This is a genomic window from Chitinophaga sp. (genome assembly GCF_036569185.1).
In the GTDB taxonomy this organism is placed as follows: Bacteria; Bacteroidota; Bacteroidia; order Chitinophagales; family Chitinophagaceae; genus Chitinophaga.
The window spans coordinates 1-19,271 of the sequence record NZ_DATCRD010000033.1 but is presented as its reverse complement, the minus strand read 5'-3'; the positions used below and the strand labels follow the sequence as shown (position 1 = coordinate 19,271).

The window sequence follows — 19,271 nt, the reverse complement described above, 5'->3', positions numbered from 1 at the left end:
GCTGAATGTAACAGATGTGTTTAAAACCAATTATTTCCGCGGAGATTTTGACAATGCGGGCAAATATACTTCTGTTTCCAGTAAGTGGGATGCACAGCAGTTCAGGGTAACTTTTAACTACCGTTTCGGAAATAACAATGTAAAAGCAGCCCGTAACCGCCAAACCGGGCTGGAAGCAGAACAGAATCGTATAAAACAGGGCGGTAACTAGGCCCGGCCTGTGTGAAGATGGTTTTTTAGGTATATAAGGATGGAAAAACGTAGCCCTTTACCGGGCTGCGTTTTCCTTACCACTTTCACCGGATAAAGATGTGCCGGTTTCATCACAGGAAATAGCAATTTGGTCAAATTTGAGGCAGGCGGATGGGCTATTGCAATAATTTTAAAAAAAATTTTACCGGTGCCCCGTTTTCATCCATTCTCTATAAATAATTAATAATTAATCAGATAACGAAATTTTGCTGTTGATTAAACGGATAAAGTCGTACTAAACCGGAAATTTCCCCGTCAGCTTCATGCAACCTTTTTTACAATTACCGTCTTTATAATGAAAGTATCAGCCACTAACTTGAATCAGACGCCACTAGCAGCAAATGTTGTAGAACGCTGCAAAAAAGGAGATGTCCGTGCATTTCGTGAATTGTACGAAGCCTATTCGGCTGCGATGTATAACATTTGCCTGCGTATGACCAATAACGTGAATGATGCAGAAGACACTTTGCAGGAGGCTTTTATCCAGGTATATAAAAGCATTAACAAGCTGGAACAAACTGCCAGCATCAGCGCCTGGATCAAGCGGATTGTGGTAAACCACTGTTTGAATACACTGCGTAAAAAGAAAGTGTATTTTGAAGAAGTGGAGGAAGTGGAAGTGATGGCAGAAGAAGGCATTGATGAGGCCCAGTTTACCTGGACCGTTGCCGCAGTAAAATCGGCCATACACGGACTGCCACAGGGATACCGTACCGTATTGAATCTCTATCTTTTTGAGGAGTATTCACACCGGGAAATAGCAGAAATGCTGGGTATCACCGAATCCACCGCCAAAACACAATATATGCGTGCAAAGGAGAAGGTAAGACAAATTGTAAAACAGCAAAATGTAACTCGTTAATGCCAGACAATTTTGAAGGGTTTATCCGGCAGCACCGGGACGAATTTGAAGAACAGGGGCCTTCACCGAGGGTTTGGGCCGCACTGGAGAAGGAGCTGACGGGCAGTAGTAAGGGAAAGGTAATTTCACTGTTACAGAAAAACTGGTTTAGAGCAGCCGTGATAGCAGTATTGCTGGCCAATGCCGGTGCTCTCTTTTACTTTACCAAAAACCGTCAGCCGCAACAGCAGGATCTTGCTGTATTAGCGCCAGACATACAGGAAGCGGGCGTTTACTATACCTCGCGCATAAACGAAAAACTGCAGCTGATCGGGGCTTATCCCGATTCAACGCTGGGACTGGATAGCGTTGCCCGTAAGGAACTGGAACTTCGCAACGATACTTATAAAGCACTGGAAAAAGAATTAAAGAATAATCCGGGCAATGAAAGAATCCGCGCAGCCATGGTGCGCTATTACCAGCTGAAGCTGGATCTGTTGGATAAAATTTTGGAGGAGTTACAGGCGAAACACGCAACTCCCGGTCATACAAAAAAACAATATGAAGCTGAAATTTAAATGCTTGTTATTTCTGCTGATGCCTTTACTGGCGCAGGCCCACAACGGAGCTACGGCTTACAAAAGAACCATTGTAAAGGAGTTTAATGTAAATGATAACGCCTCGTTAAATATTTCCAATAAGTATGGCAAAATTATTTTTCATGCGTGGAACAAAAGCGATATCAAAGCAACCATTACCGTAACCGGCTTCGGTAAAAATGACGAGCAGGCAAAAGCAATTGCAGAACTGGTAGAGATAAATGCCACTCAGCTTAATAACCTGGTATTACTGAATACAGATTATAACCCATCGAAGAGTAGTTCCGGCTGGTTTTCATGGGGAGGCAAGATGGATTCCAAAGATTACGTGAACATTGATTACGACATTTATATTCCTCAAAGCATGCAGAACCTGATGGTGAAGAACCAGTTTGGGGATGTGATTGTGGATAAATTCAGTTTTCCGGCCACCCTGGAAATGAATTACTGCACTTTTGATATCCGTGAAGCGCAGGATCTTCTTTTAAAGATCAATTACTGTGATAAAGGTAAGATCGGCAAGGCAAAAAGGGTAACCGTGAAAGGGAATTATTCCGATATCCGTGGGGAGCAGTTGGAAGCGCTCGATGCCAATTCCAACTATAGTGAGTATGGGTTTAACCGGGTGGGCAACCTGAAGATCTCTTCTAATTATGACGATTATAAAATAGATGTAGCAGGTGCAGTAGCAGGCCGGGGCACTTATTCCGATATAAAGATAAAAGAGCTGCAGCAGCTGGCAGACCTGAGCATGACCTATGGGAATGTAAAGATAGAGAAGGTGAGTAGCGGCTTTAAGCAGGCTGATTTCCAGCTTACCTATTCCGATGTGGATATCAGGTTCGGGTCCAGGCAGCCATTGTATATAGAAGCGAACCTGGTAAACGGGGACCTGAGCACCGGTGGACTGGAGCTGAAGAATGTGATATCAAACAAGAGAAATTCAACCCTGCGTTATACCGCGGTGGCAGGAGGAGGCAATGAATCATCTCCTTATATAAAAATACGGGGTACAAATAGCGATGTAGACCTGGATACTTATTAAACAGATCAGAACGCCATTCTAAATCTTTTTAAATAATACTGACTATGAAACGAATTGCTGCTTATTGCCTTGTTGCTTTGCCATTATTGTTGGCCACCAGCGTGCTTCTTTCCTTTACACGCCCGTACGAGGAAACGATAAAAGGAAACGGGAATGTGAAACAGGAATCCCGGGAAGCATCTGCCTTTACAGATATCAGTACTTCCGGTGTTTACAAAGTGATCATTGAACAGGGAAATACCCATAGTATCCGGGTAGAGGCGGAAGACAACCTGCTGCCTTATATTATAACAGATATATCCCATGGTGAATTAAGCATTCATTCAAAGAAAGGCTATAATATTCAGCCTACAAAAGAGGTCAGGGTATATATCACCCTGCAGAAGGTGGATAGGTTATCGGCCAGCGGAGCCAGTGGCTTTACCAGTAAGGGTAAACTTACCAGCGACCTTATCCGGATGGATTTCAGCGGCGCTGCTGATGCCAACCTCGACATCCATACCCGTGAACTGAAAGTAGGCGTTTCGGGGGCAGGTAACATTACCCTGAAAGGAAATACAGATAAAGCAGACTATGTTATTTCCGGTGCGGCTGATATTTCAGCGCTGGACCTGCCTACTGATGAAGTAAAACTTGGTATTTCCGGTACCGGCAAAGCAGACGTATTTGTGCAGAAGAACCTGAATGTAGTGATTTCAGGCATGGGAAAAGTAAAATATAAAGGAGAGCCCAGCATTAACCAGATCATATCCGGTATGGGTAAGATCAGTAAGATATAATAACAAGTTAGATTTAGAGTATATAGCGGCAGGTAGTTCTCTACCTGCTTTTTCTTTTTTATATTTGTTGTTCGAATATAAAATTTTTTATTATGCCGTCCTTTGATATTGTTAGCAAAGTAGATTTACAGACACTGGATAATGCTATAAACACGGTGAAGAAAGAGATCACCAACAGGTTTGATTTCAAGGGTTCACATGTGGAGATTGAGCTGAACAAGAAAGAGCTGGTGCTGAACATAGAAGTGGAAAGCGATATGAAACTGGGCCAGGTACTGGATGTGCTGGTAAGTCGTACCATGCGCCAGGGGCTGGATGCCAGTATTTATGATATGAGCAAGGAACCTTACCAGAGCGGAAAGGTGTTTAAGAAGGAAATACCCGTGCGTAACGGTATCAAACAGGAAGATGCCAAAAAGATCGTGAAAATGATCAAGGATGCCGGTTTAAAGGTACAGGCGGCTATTATGGATGATATTGTGAGGGTAACAGGTAAGAAGATCGATGATTTACAGGAGGTGATACAAAAAGCCAAGGAATCCAACCTGGGTATACCTTTGCAGTATGTAAACATGAAATCTTGATTTTTTTAAGAATAATCTTTGGGTGTTAAAGAAAATTGGTTAACTTTGCACCCTGTATTTACAATAATTTTGATATGAAACAGGGAATCCATCCAGAAAGTTACAGATTTGTGATATTTAAAGATATGTCAAACGGAGAGAGCTTTTTAAGCCGCTCTACCGCTCCTTCCAAAGAAACTGCAAAGTGGGAAGATGGTAATGAGTATCCGTTGATTAAGTTGGAAATTTCCAATACTTCTCACCCTTTTTATACTGGTAAGAATGTATTGGTGGATACTGCAGGACGTATTGATAAATTCAACAAGCGCTACGCTAAGAAAGCATAGTTGTTAAGTAAAATATTTTTAGGGAAATCCCATCGGCTTATCGATGGGATTTTTTATTTTAGCCCCTTATGGAGCGTAACTATATTCTTTTTGACACGCCCGTACGTGAGCTGTTATACCCCTTTACACATACAAGACCCATTGCTGCCTGCAGAGTAGGGATACTTACCATACAGGAGAAATGGGAGCATTGGCTGGGTACAGGAATCAGTCATTTCACCGTACCGCATCTGCAGGATAAATTTCCCTTGCTATACAAAGACAGCCAAACCGTTAATATTTTACTAAGTGGGCATATACTGCCGGACGCCGCACTGGTAGCCGCTATCCATGGGTTGCAGCCGGAAGAGGAATTGTATAAAGACAACCAGTTACTGGCCAAAGCGGTACTGGGAGAGGGCGGGGCATTACTGGCTCCGGGCGACCGGAAAAATTATCCGGGGGAAGTACTGGGAATTTATAAGCCTTGGGATATCTTTGCGCTCAACGATAAAGCGATCAGGGCAGATTACCAGCTGCTTACAACCGGCAGAAAATCTGCCATCTTATCACACACCAATCAACAGAGCAATCATACGGACATTTTTGTGGAAGCCGGCGCTAAAGTAGCGTATAGCATACTGAATGCGGATACGGGGCCGATTTATATCGGGAAAAACGCCGAGGTGATGGAAGGATGTATGATCAGGGGGCCTTTTGCAATGGGAGAAGGCGCTGTGTTGAAAATGGGGACAAAAGTATATGGAGCTACCACGCTTGGGCCATATTGTACCGGTGGCGGTGAGATCAAGAACAGTGTGATGTTTGGTTACTCCAACAAAGGGCATGATGGTTACCTGGGGGATGCGGTGATAGGAGAATGGTGCAACCTGGGAGCCAATACATCGGGTTCCAACCTGAAGAATAACGTATCCGACGTGAAAGTGTGGATGGAAGGGCAGGGAGAAGCAATATCCGCAGGCAAGAAATGCGGGGTGCTGATGGGGGATTACAGCCGGTGTGGTATTAATACCATGCTGAATACCGGTACCGTGATAGGGGTGTCGTGCAATGTATTTGGAGGGCATTTCCCGCCAAAGTTTGTGCAGTCTTTCAGCTGGGGCAGCGACGGAATTTACCGTTTGGCGGAGGCCCTGAAGGATGCTGGCAGCTGGATGGCGTTAAAAGGCAGGGAACTAACGGAAGAGGACAAGCAGGTACTGGAAGCATTATATGTCCAAATAAATCAGAAAGACCTTAAAACTTAATATCACAGTATGAGAAAGAAAATTGTTGCAGGTAACTGGAAAATGAACCTTACGCTGGCACAGGGTGAGCAGCTGATCAACGATATCCTGCAGGCAGGACTGAAACTGAAAGAAGGACAGGAAGTGATTGTGGCTACGCCGTTTCCTTATTTACAGAAGGCAAAGTCGCTGCTGAAGAATTACCCGGGTTTTTATGTGGCTGCGCAGAACTGCTACAGTGAAAAATCAGGTGCTTTTACCGGCGAGGTATCTGCAGAGATGCTGCAATCAATAGGGGTGGATTACGTGATCCTGGGTCACTCAGAAAGAAGGGAATATTTCCAGGAAAGCAATGCTATGCTGGCTAAGAAGATAGACCAGGCGCTGGCTAACGGGTTGAAGCCAATTTTCTGCTGTGGTGAGCCGCTGGAAATCAGGCAGGCCGAAACCCAGAATGCTTATGTAGCCAAGCAGCTGGAGGAAAGCTTATACCATCTTACAGCGGAGCAACTGAAAAATGTAGTGATTGCATATGAGCCTATTTGGGCTATTGGTACCGGTTTAACTGCCAGTGCTGCACAGGCGCAGGATATGCATGCGTTTATCCGTTCACAGATTGCTAATAAGTTTGGCCGTGAGGCAGCCCTGCATACTACCATTTTATATGGAGGCAGTGCGAAACCGGGAAATGCGGCTGAATTGTTTGCCAATGAGGATGTAGACGGTGGTTTGATTGGTGGTGCTTCCCTGGTGGCGGCTGATTTTGTGGCGATTATTGAGAAGCTGTCTTAAGTAATTGAGAAATACGCAGTTATTATAACTGCGTATTTTTTTAGTAAATAATGCTAAAAAAATTAGTATTTCTGAAAAAAGGTTGTATATTCGTATTGTCATTCTAACAGGAAGAATTAAAATATCAGGTTATGAATACGAATTATGAAATTTCGGAAGAGGTATTTGATTATTTGGTAGTAGTGAATCCGGATGCATTGGTAGCAAAAGATGTTACCCGTATCCGCCAGTTTATAGCAACTGAGTTAGGCGATACGAAGATGTCTGCCGCACCGGTTCATGTGGCCTTGTTCAGGTCAGCTTTTCCTGAACGTTTCCAGGACGATTTCGTGGATATGCTGGAAGATGTAGCGCGTAAGCAGGCTGGTTTTGCCATTTATACGGCAAAGATGGATGCCCTGAGACATGCGGACGGACATAACAGCGTTTTCATCAATGTGGCTAACCCCAAACCACTGATTGATCTGCACCGTAGTATTATGCAGGCTTTTGAGTTGAAGCCGCAGGCATTCAAACCGCATATTATGCTGGCAAGAGGCCTGCAGGATGCGGAAGTAAATATGGTAATGCCATTACTGGCGCAGCAGATTTTTGTGCGCAGCTTTAATTGCCATTGTTTTAGCCTGCTGAAAAGGCCGACGTCCGGTGGTAAGTATGAGCGGGTGAAAGACTTTGTTTTTGGAGATATTGAGCACATGGTGGGTTCATTATTTAATTATGCTGCCGCTTAGGCAGTGAACGATAGTCTGATGCAGGAATTACCGGATGGTAGATTCGCAGGATTGGTGAAATGTTACGGGTAAAATAATTTGTTATCCCCTATATCAATTTTCATCAGTGTTTGTTTCCCTCAAGTTAACCATCCTTTCATACTGTTGCTATTGTAAACTTTCAGCTGCTGTTACAGGTTAGTTGTAAAGATGCAGTAGTTATTAGATCCGTAGGCGCATTTTCATAGGTTGCTGCGTATCATAAATCCGGTAAATCCTGGTTCAGAGGTTTGTTTGTTTAACTGATTCTTCTTTTATAGTATGTCCTGATTGCCCCGGCTGTAATAAGTTTTCCGGTTGTTTGTATCTTTGACGAATATTTAGTATGTTTTGTGTGGGAGCTGTATTCATGTAATATAATCCCATCCGAGAAAGACCATTACAGGGAAAATCGTTATAAATTTATGGCAACCAGTACAGTTGTACACAAAGAAATTATTGTGAAGGGCCGTGTGCAGGGAGTAGGATTCAGAGCTAATGCAAAGCGGGTAGCTGATTCAATGCATATAAACGGACAAGTAAAGAACCTGCTCGATGGAAGCGTGTGGATCCTGGCAGAGGGAGCAGCAGGAGAAATGGAACAATTTATTGCATGGTGCAGATCGGGGCCGGCAATGGCTGCAGTGAAGGAGCTGGAGATCACTGATGGTGATGTACAAAATATCAAAGGGTTTACTATCCTTTATTCATAAATCCCTGGTCCGGTAACAGCAGGTGCTTCGTTACCTATGCCAATAAAGTTATCTGTGACTGGCAGACAATAGGCGCAAAGAAATTTTACGGCACATTGCAACTGAATACAACCGTGAAAATTTCTTTGCGCTTTTGTCATGCATGATTACCGGTTAATTGGTGCTAGTGTATTTTTTCTGGAAAGACTTATCCAGCGCTGCTTTCGGAACAACGATGGTAATAGTGTTTACGGCAAAGTAAGCTTCAGACACGTTCATGTATCCTCCAAAAGGACTGGAGTTTTTGCCCCAGGAGTTCTTTACCAGGAAGAAGGTTTTACCTTTTGGAGATTTTTCAATACCGGTAATGTGCATGAGATGATCATCCTGGGTAACCAGCTCTTCGTATAGCTTTTGCCGTGACTCCTGTGTGTAAGCGGGTTCTGCTACATCAGGATCGATACTGTCTTTTTTCATGGTGATCTCAGGGGAAGTAAGTAATGCAAATCCTTTGCTGCTGGCAAATCCTTTATTGCTTACATCTGCATCCCACAATACCGTATAGCCTTTTTGCAGGGCTGTTTCAGTAATACCGGTGAGCTCTGCCAACGGTACATTGTAGTAGGCGCCATTGGAGAAATTGTCTGGTACCTCAATGATGAAGGGCTTGTAAAAAGGATGATGTGTAAAGGAGGTCAGGAAAACGTAGTCATCTTCATTGAATTTTACCACTTCTTTTGCAAAGCTTTGCGGCGTATAAGTTTTGCCATTATATTCAAAGCTGGCAGGAGGGGCTCCCATGTATTCATCAAGAATGCCTGTAAACGTTGATACCCAGTTGTCTGGTACCGGGGATACTTTGATGATACTATCAAGATATTTTTTCATGGTCACCACCATTTCTGAGTGGTTATGCATAGTGGCATTGCCTTTTAAACCGCTGTAAACGCTTTCCGGTTCAATGCCATAGGTGGCAATGGAATGGATCACATCATGCGCCAGTCCGCCCTCATCGAAACGCGCGAAGCCCTGGCGCCGTACATAGTTTTTGGCTTTTTCTATGTAGATATTGCGGGCGGTGAACATTTCAGACAGGTCCAGTTCAGGTAATCCTTTGCGTAAACACTCCGACTCTACCATGGAAGTAGAGGAAAACGACCAGCAGGTGCCGGTCATACCCTGGTTTTTAACCGGGGTGGCTGCATTGATCTTACCGTTGCCCAGGTTACTGATTACAACGCCCTTTTCCTGTGCGCCTGCCGCGATAGCGGTGAACATGGCAAGGGTGAAACAAAATGCTTTCATATGTTATCTCATTAAATAATTCACCTAAAGATAAGTGAACCCTTATAATAAAAAATACCATTACCGTATGAACGGTAATGGTACGGATGCAATCTGCAATAGAATGGCAGTAAATCAGTTTTCTGTATGGGAGCTGGAACTTTGCAGTGTAATCTGTTTTCCCTGCAGGTATTTCTGGTATTTATTGACCACATTGTCCGGTTGTTTGACACCGTTGATGAACAGGCCATTTTCATTTTTTTCCAGCTTATAGCCTTTTTGGGTATCAAGGAGCTTATCGGCTTCCATTTGGGAAATCATTTCTTTGTAAAAGGCCTGGGTTGTGCGGGCTCTTTCCGCAGCTTCTTTTGCTCTCCTGGCTCCTTCCTCTGCTCTTTTCGCACCTTCATGGGCCATCTTTTCTGCAACCTTGGCCCGTTCAGCGCCTTCCTTTGCTCTCCGTTCTCCTTCGGCAGTTCTTTTTGCATTTTCCCGGTCCCTGGCTATATTTTCCCGTACCCTGGCGGCATTGGCAAGCGCTTCGGCCCTGTTTTTACGGGCTTCTTCCAGGGAGGTGGCAGCGTGTTTGAGGCCTTCCTTAGTTTCTTTACTTATTTTATCATAGAAGACTTTTGTATTCATATTGGCATAAGCCATTTGCAGATTTTTATTGAGCGCAGTAAAATCAATGTTTTTAAGCGCTTCAGCGGCTTCTTTTTGTGCATCGCTGATCTTGCTCCAGTCGATGTTTTTAAGGGCTTTCAGGCTTTCCTCCTGTGCTTTGCGGGCTTCGGCGGACACTTCATCCCATTTGATATTTTTGGTGGCTTCGGCTATTTCTGCCTGTACCTTTTTCATATTCACTTCATTCAGCTGTTTCATCGCCTCCTGTACGCTTTTCTGAGCTTCGCGGATCTGCTGGCGTACTTCGTCTTTGTTAAACTGATAATCGAAGTTGAATGTCTGTGTTTGATTGGTATTTTGGGTGCGTTTACCGTTCTTATTTACGTTTACCCTGGTATTTACATTGGTATTTACATTGGTAGAAACATTGCTCTGGTCGGATACCTGGATATCGGAGAGATCCAATGACAGATCTTCTTTTAATGGTGCAAGGGGCGTCAATGGTGTAGGAGAAGGCGACGGTGATGGTGCAACTGCCGGTTCGGGTGCAGGTACGGGGGCAGGAACTGTTGCAGGAGGCGGTGGTGGCGCCGGAAGTACAGTATCGCGGGTAACTGCTGCCAGTTGTTGCCGGAATTTGCTGGTGATTTCATCCGGTTCGGTCACAGGTATTTTTTCCTGTGGCGTGCTGGTGTTTACGGCGGTTTTTGCTTTTGTTGGTTCCTGCTGTTCGTTATTGTTTTTTCCTTTAGCCGGATTTAGCCATGCAATAGATATCAGGCCGGTGGCAATGATCAGTACGGCTAAAAATTTCTGGCTATAGTTAAGGTGTTTAGTTTTCATTTCCATGATGCGTTTAATGCGATGAAACAGATGTTGTTTACTGTCTGCAGCAGCCATGGTAAGCCGGTTGGCGGTAAGACGATATTCTTCCAACGCCACCAGTGCATGTGCGTATTGCAGTGGTTGAACGGTGCTGGCTATTACCAGGTCGTCGCAACAATGTTCCCTTTCCATACGGATGATTTTGGAAATCAGCCATACAAAAGGATTGAAGAAAAGGATGGTTTCAACAATTGATTGGAAGATATTCAACAGATAATCATTGCGTTTGATATGGGCAAGTTCATGCAGCAGCACGGCTTCGAGCTGGGCTTCTGTAAGGTTGTTCACCATCGCTACCGGTAGGAGGATGAGGGGCTTTATAAATCCCAGCATCACGGGCACCTGTACATGCCTGGAGATGAGCAGCTTCACCTTACGGGGGATCTGCAGCCTTGCAGCCAGTTTGTCCAGGTGTTTGTCCCATGCCTCTCCCATTGGCTCTATCCGCGTAGTGCGGATCTTGCGGAGTTGAAACAGATCGGACAATAACTTAATGATCATGCCCGTCATACCGGCAATATATAACGTTACCAGGAAAGGAAAACAAAGCTCCAGGTTGGGAAACAGCCATATCAGCGGGTCCTGGTTAGGGTACACGGCGGGAATATGCACGGGTTCCTGTAAGGCGATTGTACCGCTGAAGTGTTGTATAGTTTCTCTTGCTTCCTGCAGTCGTTGCACATGTAGGTACAGTGTGGCAAGGAACCAGGTAAAAATGCCGGAAAGCGATAGCAGCGACAGGTTATACTTTATCCGCGCGCCCGCCTGTGGCCAGAGTTTTAATACTATCCGCAGGCAGGCGTAAATAAAAAATGCCTGCCACATGGAATGAAGGATGGTCCAACCCAGGGCGCGTACAAAGTCGCCCGTAATAGGTAATACATTCATAGTACTAGATTTACCTGTTATCCTTTTGTTGTTTTTCTATTGCAGTGAGATACTGACGGATCTTTTGGAGCTCTTCTTCTGAAGACTGGTGATGGCCCAGGGCCTGCATCACCAGTTGAGAGGCGGAGCCGCCAAAAACGGTATCTATCATTTTGTCAAGTAATTGCTGTTGTGTTTTCTGCTGTGAAATGGCGGCTGTATATACATGAGTTTTGCTGCTGGTATCGCGCGCTACCAGTTCTTTTTCATGCATGATCTGCATCAGTTTAAGGGTAGTGGTATAGCCGGCATCTTTCGTTTGAGACAGGATATCATGTATCTCACGAACGGTGCTGGGGCCTCTTTCCCAGAGTATACCCAAAATTTCCAATTCACTTTCTGTGGGCCGGATCTGTTTCAAAGCAATGATTTGTAATGATGATTATTATTGTACGAATATCTTCGTAAACAAATGTACGATAGTTTTCGTAATTGCAAAATATTGGGGTATATTTTTTTTTCGCGGGTTTTGTCTGACTCAGGATTCCCTTGATTATGCTGATTAGCTTGATCTCTTTTTTTAGGATTTTAAAGGTTTGGGAGATATAAACAGATATTGTCTGACTCAGGATTCCCTTGATTCTACTGATTGTCTTTTTCTTTCGGAGTTTTAAGAGTTGGGAGAGATATAGGCGAATGTTTTCGCTGATGTGCCTTAATTCAAAATTACACAGATCCTCTTTTTTTATGGAATTTAGAAATAATGGGAGAAAAACGCTCAAACCGCTTCTTCTCCCGTTGATAATAGTTAATTGAAAAATAAATCAGGAATAATCAAAAAAGTAAAACTCCAAAAATAAATCAAAAAGACAATCAGTAGAATTAAGGGAATCCTGAGTCAGACAACATCCGCTTATATCTTTTCCGGATTAACAAATTAAATCAGTATAATCAGTGTAATCCCGAGTCAGACAACATTCGCTGCTCCTTCCTCAACTGCCGTGTGGTTTTCCGGCTACCGTCGGCACTCCAGCCGGGGGCATCAAAAATATAATGCAGGGCTTCACGAAGGGAGCGGGCTTGCCGTATATCCCGCCCGATATCCAGCCATTCGTGGGTGGCAATGCGGAATGGATTATAGGTGTGTATATTCTTGGTAAGGCCATATACCGGTCGTTGTCTTTCTGGCGTGAATGTACCAAACATGCGGTCCCAGATGATAAGAATACCTGCATGATTACGGTCCAGGTAATCGATATCGGAACCGTGATGTACACGGTGATGCGAAGGGGTATTGAATATATATTCTATGGGCGCCGGCAATTTATGAATCACCTCTGTATGGATCCAGAACTGGTAGATCAGGCTGATAGCCTGCATACTCATCACCATTACCGGGTGAAAGCCCACAAGCGGCATCCAGAGCCAGAAGGTGAAGGTGCCGGTTAAATTGCCCGTCCATGTCTGGCGCAGGGCAGTAGCGAGGTTATATTTTTCAGAGGAATGATGAATTACATGGGAGGCCCAGAAAAAGCGGATACCATGACTGCAACGGTGGAACCAATAGTAACTGAAATCATCTGCAAAAAAACAAAGTACCCATGCCCACCAGGTAAATCCTAATGTAAACAGCCGGAACTGGTAGAGAAAAAGGTAGATGCCAAAGATAACCGCTTTGGTGAAGAGCCCGATGAATACGTTGCCAAGGCCCATGGCGATGCTGCTCAGGGCATCTTTTGGTTCATACATATTCTTTTTATCGATCGCTGTAAAAATGATTTCCAGCAATATCAGCAGTACAAATCCGGGAATGGCATATGTGATCAGGTCGGGAGGCATACGTGGTAACTTTCTGTTAGGGAAGTTAACGATTTTTACGGGGCTTCCCATGGGGAATTAAATCTAAAAATGCCGCGGGAAACTGTTCACGCCAAGCAAATAATGCAGCGCATAACAGGGAGTTAAAGCAAAAATGCCGCGGGAAACTTTTCCCCCGGCATTTTTAGATTTAAAAAAACAGCTACTATTTAAACGTTCTTTCAGCGCGACTTACAGCAGATGTGCCAAACCATCCCAGGATCCTTGTTTTACCGGAAGGAGTGGTATTATGAACATTACTTTTTACATTTTCCAGCACTTTGGCAAATAGTCCGCCGGAATTTACCTGGTTATTTACCTGGGTAAGGAAATCGTAACTGGGGTGGGTCAGGGAAAGCATTCTTACAATGGCCTTTTCATTTACCTGGTAAGGTTTGTCGTAATCCGTGATGCCCTCTCTTATCGGTAAAATAAAGGTGTTGCCATCAGATACGCCTTCATCGAAAGAACCGTCAATGGAGAAGTTGTCTTCCAGGCGTCTGAGGGTATCATTACGGTAAGAGCGGATCCAGTAATAGTCGGTTGCACCGGCCAGGTCTTTGGCGTGAAACTTTGCGTAGTAGCCTTCTTTACCGCTGATAGATTCCTCTTTTGTTTTGAATTCGTAAGAGATGGAATCTATTTTTGTTACCCTTTTGATACTATCGAACGCTTCAAATATTTCACCTTTCAGTTCTACATGCAGTTTGTACCCGTGGCCTATAACACCGATGGCTTTGGCGGAAGCATCGTAAGTGTATTTATTGTCTTTGAACACGAACGGATAAGAATCGCCGCTGGTAAGGTCAAACAGGGTAATCTTCGCGTCATCGATGATGGGAGCGGGGCTGTTATCTGTATAAGGTACCGACATGGTAAACTTGATGGTTTGTATACCTTTTTCATTGGTAATCCACGCATCCAGTACCGGGTAGGATATTCCTTTTGCAATGTCCAGGTCGATCTTGTCTTCGCAGGCGGTAAAACCTGCAGCAACAGCAAACAATATGAGGAATAATGACTTTTTCATCTGGTCTTGAATTTTGGACAATTAAAACTTGAAGTTATATGTGATACCGGGAATGATGGAACCTATGATAGACAGGCGTACTGCTTCCCGCTTGGTTGGGTCGTCGTCATTTTGTTTAAAGTAAATGGTATAGGCATTTCTGCGGCCATATACATTATACAGGGAGAACACCCATTCTCCTTTCCAGCGTTTCAGCTGTTTGCCTTTCAGCGTCATAGAGAGGTCCAGCCTGTGATATGCCGGCAGGCGGTAGTTATTGCGTTTTTCTGTACTGTTGTAAGGAATATCCCAGTCCTGGAATTCCAGCCTGTTGTCAGCGAAGGTGCCTGGTGTGCCGGAGGCAAATACCCAGTTGGCCGATAAGGAAGTACGTTTTGTGAGGGTATGCGTTAATACCAGGTTCAGGTTATGTGTGCGGTCGTACCGGTTCAGGAACCATTCATCCATACTGATGCCAATGGTTTTCCTTTCGGTGCGGGATAAAGTATAGCTTACCCAGCCTGTTGTTTTACCGATGTCTTTTTTCGCGTACACTTCCAATCCGTATGCGCGTCCCTGTGATGGCAGGAGATCTGCTTCGATCAACGGATTCAGCTGCAGGTTGGCGTTGTCGATGTAATCCAGCTGGTTATCTGTTGTTTTGTAGAATACTTCGGCAGAAAGTTCGTAAGCGTCGTTAGGCGCATTGTAGAAGTAGCCTGCAGTATATTGGTCAGACACCATTGGTTTGATATTATTAGTGCTGGGTGTCCAGATATCCAGCGGAGTAGGGGACGCCGTATTGGAGAGCTGGTGCATAAACTGTGTGGTTCTGCTATAGGCCAGCTTTACTGCATGCTGATCTGTAAATGCATAGCGTGCGCTCAGCCTGGGCTCAAAGTAATAGTAGCCCTTGATAAGATCATTGGAGCCGTATTCTTTACTTCCGATCAATGTTTTGCGGATACCTGGCGTGGTATCGTTGAAGTAGTAAGCAGTTCCCTTTCCTACAAACTGGTAGGCAGATAAACGGCCTCCGTACTGGATACCGAATTTCTTTGTGGGTTTCCATTCATGATCCAGATACACGGCCGACTCCAGTGCGTGCTGATCGGACAATTGTTTTACATGCTTAAGATCGCCTTCCGTGCTGGTACCTGTACCGGGTTTAAAGGTATAATAGATGCCTTGCACGCCGAAGTGCAGGGTGTTGGTGGAATTGATATAATAAGTGAAGGATGGTTTCAGCCCGTAGTTAATGATGTTGGAGGTCCAGTCGTACCCCTGTGCATCTTCATTGGCTCCTCTCTTTGAATCGTTGCTGAACTTCAGGCTATAATCATACTTACTATAATAAGTAGTGAGGTTCAGGAACAGGCGATTGGTGAAAACGTGGTTCCATCTCACCGTAGCAGTGCTGTTGCCCCAGTTCATATTTACATCTTTTCCAAAGCCGAAAACGTCCCTGCCGAAGTAGCCGCTAACAAATATGGAGTTGTTTTTATTGAATTTGTAATTGGCTTTGGCAGTGATGTCGTAGAAGTTGAGTTTGGTATCTTTCATATCTCCCTTAACAAAAGGTTTCATCAGCAGGTCTATATAAGATCTCCTGGCAGCCACTATAAAGGAGGATTTATCTTTTACAAGCGGGCCTTCTACAGACAGGCGGCTGAAGATATTACCGATACCGCCGTTCACATTGAAATCCTGGTTGTTACCGTCTTTCATGCGGATGTCCAGCACAGAAGAGGTTCTGCCGCCATATTCGGCCGGGAACCCGCCTTTGATCAGGTTCAGGCTTTTAACGGCGTCTGGGTTAAAAACGGAGAAGAAGCCGAGCATGTGGGTAGAGTTGTAAACAGGAGCTTCATCCAGCAGTATGAGGTTTTCATCGCTGTTACCCCCGCGTACGTTGAAGCCGGAAGCGCCTTCTCCCACGGTATTAACACCCGGAAGGGTCTGGATGGCCCGGAGTACGTCTACCTCGCCCATGAAAGTGGGCATCTTTTTCATTTGCTGTATATCCAGTTTATTGATACTGGTATTCAGGGTATTAACGGTCCTTTCCTGTTTCTGGCCATTCACCGTAACTGTGTTCAGCTGGCTACTGGTAGCTTCCATGCTAATGTCCAGGGTGATGTTCTTCTTCAGGTCAACCGTGGTTTTATAGGTACCATAGCCCATATAGGAGAACTGTAGTTCGTGTTCTCCGGCCGGAAGGGTAAGGGAATAAAAACCATACTGGTTGCTCACCGTACCCAGGCTGGTGCCGCTTTTTCCAATGGAGATGCCTACCAGGCTTTCCCCGTTCTTTTTGTCTTTTACATAGCCGCTTACAGTATATCGTTGCTGCTGTGCGTTAGTTGATTGTCCTGCCAGGATCATAAGGAGCAGTGACAGCAACATGGTTGCCTTAGTTTTCATAAAAGTCAGGTGCAGTTTTATAGAATGTCTTTTGTGTTTTTGTAGCATGCATATAAGACGTCGCAAAAATATATTACCCCTACGGGGATAAATTATTTTTTTACATCATAGTTGTGTTATAACATGCTTAAACGAAAAAAGGAAGGCTGAATGCCTTCCTTTTCAATAAATACGGGGCCCTCTTAGTCCAGGATGGCACAGTTAAACCCGAGCCGGGTCACAAAATCTATAATAGTTTGTTCTGCTAATGATTGAGGGCTTACAATACGTAATACTTTGTCACAGTCCTCGAGGTCTACGCTACAGGCATTTACGGTAAATTGTGCTGAAATGGCGCTGATAACATTGTTTCTATCCTGAACAGTTGTAATATTGGTACGGAATATTCCCAACATAAATGATAATTTTTTGAGTATTCGGAATATTTTTATGCAAATTTGCTGTTGTTATCCCATATAACTGTTACACGAGACGGATTATCAATTATACCAAACGGATTTTTTTATGGGCGTAGTTATTACTGATGATGCCAACCAGGTATTGCTTTCGGAAGAATTTCCTTCTGATTACCATAAGATCCGCTCCAGGGGGATGATTGAAGAAACCCAGGAACTGCATAAGGATTTTGGCTCTGCAACTGTGCACGAATACAATTTCGAAGGTACCAGTATTGCCTGTTGTAAGGCAGAAGTGTATGAGAATATCCATGTTTTTGCGGATTACGTGGAGCCACGGGTGATGATGCTGTTCATGGAACAGGGAGACATTACTACATCGCTGGGGGGCATTTCCGACAAGTTCAGGTTTTCCACACAGGAACATAACCTGATGTACAGTCCTGCCCAATCGGAGAATGTGGCCGTAAAGAAGCAGCGTGATATCCTTTTTTTCGGCATGAGCTTTACCACTTCCAGGTTCCTGGAGCTGGCGGAGAATAACGGGAGGGTGTTGGACGGGCTGGCCAATAATGTGGCTGGTAACAGGTCCGTTACGCTGGCTGAGAAATATAATCCCCGGATCACCCCGCGTATGCGGATGGTGATGGAAGAGGTACGCCAGTGCAAATTCCAGGGAGGATTGAAGAAGCTGTTTTTACAGTCGAAGGCCATAGAATTGCTGGCATTACAATGTGAGCAGATGGAAACAGTGAATGCAGTGGATACGCCTGTACGCAATAAGATCACCCGGCAGGATGTGGAAAAACTATATTATGCCAGAGACCTGGTATTGCAGCATATCCAGCGGCCGTTGAGCCTGGAGGAGCTGTCACGTAAAGCCGGATTGAATGAATTTAAACTGAAATCAGGCTTTAAGGCCATTTTTGATAACACGGTATTTGGTTATTTGAATGATCATCGCCTGGAACTGGCCAGGAAACTGATTGTTGACGGGAACTTGCCAATGTCGCTTATTGCAGAGCAGGCGGGATATTCCTCTCCGCAGCATTTCAGTACTGCCTTCCGCAAGAAATTCGGCGTAAGCCCCGGGAAAGTAAGGAGCTAAAAGAAAAGGAGCAACCCCGGTTGCTCCTTTTTTTATCCTGTTAATAAGCCAAAGTAAAGCGTTGTTTGATATGTGCCGGTTTCTCCAGTTCATCTACTAAGGCAACCGCATAATCGGCGGAAGAAATTTTGCTCTCTCCTTTATCATTGAACACCACCTGGTCTTTGCCCAAACGGAATTTGCCGGTACGTTCTCCTGGTTCTATCATCATGGCCGGGCTTATTACGGTCCAGTCCAGGCCGGTAGATTGTCTGATCACATGAAAAGCATCGCGGGTAGCGGAGGCTCCGCCTTTCCATTCTGCGGGAAATTCAGGTGTATCCAGCAATTGCACACCAGGAGCTATTTCCAGGCTACCGGCTCCGCTTACCGCAATAAGCCTTTTGATCCCAGCCGCTTTGGTAGCATTAATAATAGAGTTGATGGCTTTTACGTAGGTAGCCGAGTCGTGCGCGCTATAGGAGCTGATTACCGCTTCATTTCCTGCCAGCAGCGGGGTTAATTCCGCCTCGTTGGTAACATCTCCTTTTTTAACCGTCAGGTGTGGGTTGGTAACCGTTATTTTTTCAGGGTGACGAACAATAGCGGTGATTTCATGACCGCGGCTCAATGCTTCATTCAGGATGGCTGAGCCTATAAATCCGGATGCTCCGATGATGGCAACTTTCATGCTTTTAGATTTTTGTAGTGAATAATAATACAGCCTGCCTGTGCTGATTGTTTTAATTGTTATAAAAAATATTACAGTTATATAGATAAAAAATACAGATCGTTAATCTGTAATAAAAATAATTACAGTACAAAGATAGGAAGATATTTTAATTACCAACGCGAATTTTTTGCGGATTTTGTCTGACTCAGGATTATGATGATTTTACTGATTGTGTTTTTAGGACGGGGAGATGTAAGCGGATAAGGATAATCGCCTTCGGC

At 44.5% G+C, this 19,271-nt stretch carries 20 protein-coding genes; 12 read left to right on the top strand and 8 right to left on the bottom strand.

From position 1 onward, the window contains the following. The 11 genes from VIM72_RS02645 to VIM72_RS02595 form a co-directional block, all read left to right on the top strand. Window positions 1-211, top strand: a 211-nt coding sequence (locus VIM72_RS02645) for a hypothetical protein (protein ID WP_332001319.1), incomplete at its 5' end; no start/stop codon positions are given. Between the two features lie 336 nt (window positions 212-547). Then, on the top strand, window positions 548-1,114 hold the full coding sequence (locus tag VIM72_RS02640) for a sigma-70 family RNA polymerase sigma factor (protein ID WP_332001318.1): 567 nt from the start codon (window positions 548-550) through the stop codon (window positions 1,112-1,114). After that, on the top strand, window positions 1,114-1,671 hold the full coding sequence (locus VIM72_RS02635) for a hypothetical protein (RefSeq protein WP_332001317.1): 558 nt from the start codon (window positions 1,114-1,116) through the stop codon (window positions 1,669-1,671). The genes VIM72_RS02640 and VIM72_RS02635 overlap by 1 nt, the downstream gene beginning before the upstream one ends. Beyond that, window positions 1,655-2,737 carry a hypothetical protein gene (locus VIM72_RS02630; RefSeq protein ID WP_332001316.1) on the top strand — a complete coding sequence of 361 codons (1,083 nt, stop codon included), beginning with the start codon at window positions 1,655-1,657 and terminating at the stop codon, window positions 2,735-2,737. The genes VIM72_RS02635 and VIM72_RS02630 overlap by 17 nt, the downstream gene beginning before the upstream one ends. Before the next feature lie 44 nt (window positions 2,738-2,781). Then, the gene (locus tag VIM72_RS02625) at window positions 2,782-3,516 is read left to right on the top strand and encodes a head GIN domain-containing protein (RefSeq protein WP_332001315.1); all 735 of its coding nucleotides are present in this window, start codon (window positions 2,782-2,784) and stop codon (window positions 3,514-3,516) included. A gap of 92 nt (window positions 3,517-3,608) precedes the next feature. Beyond that, window positions 3,609-4,100 (top strand): YajQ family cyclic di-GMP-binding protein, encoded by a 492-nt coding sequence (locus VIM72_RS02620; RefSeq protein WP_209865818.1) that lies wholly within the window; start codon window positions 3,609-3,611, stop codon window positions 4,098-4,100. Window positions 4,101-4,174: 74 nt separating this feature from the next. Next, window positions 4,175-4,426 carry a type B 50S ribosomal protein L31 gene (locus tag VIM72_RS02615; protein ID WP_079473370.1) on the top strand — a complete coding sequence of 84 codons (252 nt, stop codon included), beginning with the start codon at window positions 4,175-4,177 and terminating at the stop codon, window positions 4,424-4,426. Between the two features lie 68 nt (window positions 4,427-4,494). After that, window positions 4,495-5,673, top strand: a complete 1,179-nt coding sequence (locus VIM72_RS02610) for a putative sugar nucleotidyl transferase (RefSeq protein WP_332001314.1) — start codon at window positions 4,495-4,497, stop codon at window positions 5,671-5,673. A gap of 9 nt (window positions 5,674-5,682) precedes the next feature. Beyond that, window positions 5,683-6,444, top strand: coding sequence for a triose-phosphate isomerase (gene tpiA, locus VIM72_RS02605; protein ID WP_332001313.1), 762 nt, complete (start codon window positions 5,683-5,685; stop codon window positions 6,442-6,444). A 131-nt stretch (window positions 6,445-6,575) separates the two neighbouring features. Then, complete coding sequence (locus tag VIM72_RS02600; protein ID WP_332001312.1) at window positions 6,576-7,175, top strand: 2'-5' RNA ligase family protein; 600 nt, start codon at window positions 6,576-6,578, stop codon at window positions 7,173-7,175. 443 nt (window positions 7,176-7,618) lie between these two features. After that, a complete protein-coding gene (locus tag VIM72_RS02595) occupies window positions 7,619-7,906 on the top strand; it encodes an acylphosphatase (protein WP_332001311.1) in 288 nt (95 codons plus the stop codon). A 153-nt stretch (window positions 7,907-8,059) separates the two neighbouring features. Here VIM72_RS02595 and VIM72_RS02590 read toward each other — a convergent pair whose 3' ends face one another. The 7 genes from VIM72_RS02590 to VIM72_RS02560 all read right to left on the bottom strand — a co-directional run bounded on the left by VIM72_RS02590 (window position 8,060) and on the right by VIM72_RS02560 (window position 17,230). After that, the gene (locus VIM72_RS02590; RefSeq protein WP_332001310.1) at window positions 8,060-9,190 is read right to left on the bottom strand and encodes a C1 family peptidase; all 1,131 of its coding nucleotides are present in this window, start codon (window positions 9,188-9,190) and stop codon (window positions 8,060-8,062) included. A gap of 114 nt (window positions 9,191-9,304) precedes the next feature. Beyond that, window positions 9,305-11,566: a M56 family metallopeptidase gene (locus VIM72_RS02585; protein WP_332001309.1), complete on the bottom strand. Its 2,262-nt coding sequence runs from the start codon at window positions 11,564-11,566 to the stop codon at window positions 9,305-9,307. A gap of 10 nt (window positions 11,567-11,576) precedes the next feature. Then, complete coding sequence (locus VIM72_RS02580) at window positions 11,577-11,966, bottom strand: BlaI/MecI/CopY family transcriptional regulator (RefSeq protein WP_312847240.1); 390 nt, start codon at window positions 11,964-11,966, stop codon at window positions 11,577-11,579. A 530-nt stretch (window positions 11,967-12,496) separates the two neighbouring features. Then, complete coding sequence (locus VIM72_RS02575) at window positions 12,497-13,384, bottom strand: sterol desaturase family protein (protein WP_332001308.1); 888 nt, start codon at window positions 13,382-13,384, stop codon at window positions 12,497-12,499. 184 nt (window positions 13,385-13,568) lie between these two features. Beyond that, entirely contained in the window at window positions 13,569-14,432 is an 864-nt protein-coding gene (locus tag VIM72_RS02570; RefSeq protein ID WP_332001307.1) for a DUF4249 domain-containing protein, read from the bottom strand. A gap of 21 nt (window positions 14,433-14,453) precedes the next feature. Then, window positions 14,454-16,835 (bottom strand): TonB-dependent receptor, encoded by a 2,382-nt coding sequence (locus tag VIM72_RS02565; RefSeq protein ID WP_332001306.1) that lies wholly within the window; start codon window positions 16,833-16,835, stop codon window positions 14,454-14,456. 182 nt (window positions 16,836-17,017) lie between these two features. Then, window positions 17,018-17,230, bottom strand: a complete 213-nt coding sequence (locus tag VIM72_RS02560) for a hypothetical protein (protein ID WP_142687642.1) — start codon at window positions 17,228-17,230, stop codon at window positions 17,018-17,020. A 109-nt stretch (window positions 17,231-17,339) separates the two neighbouring features. On the opposite strand from VIM72_RS02560, the gene VIM72_RS02555 reads away from it, so the two are divergent. Beyond that, a complete protein-coding gene (locus VIM72_RS02555; RefSeq protein WP_332001305.1) occupies window positions 17,340-18,338 on the top strand; it encodes an AraC family transcriptional regulator in 999 nt (332 codons plus the stop codon). 40 nt (window positions 18,339-18,378) lie between these two features. Here VIM72_RS02555 and VIM72_RS02550 read toward each other — a convergent pair whose 3' ends face one another. Continuing rightward, a complete protein-coding gene (locus VIM72_RS02550; protein WP_332001304.1) occupies window positions 18,379-19,008 on the bottom strand; it encodes an NAD(P)-dependent oxidoreductase in 630 nt (209 codons plus the stop codon). Window positions 19,009-19,271 lie beyond the last annotated feature (263 nt).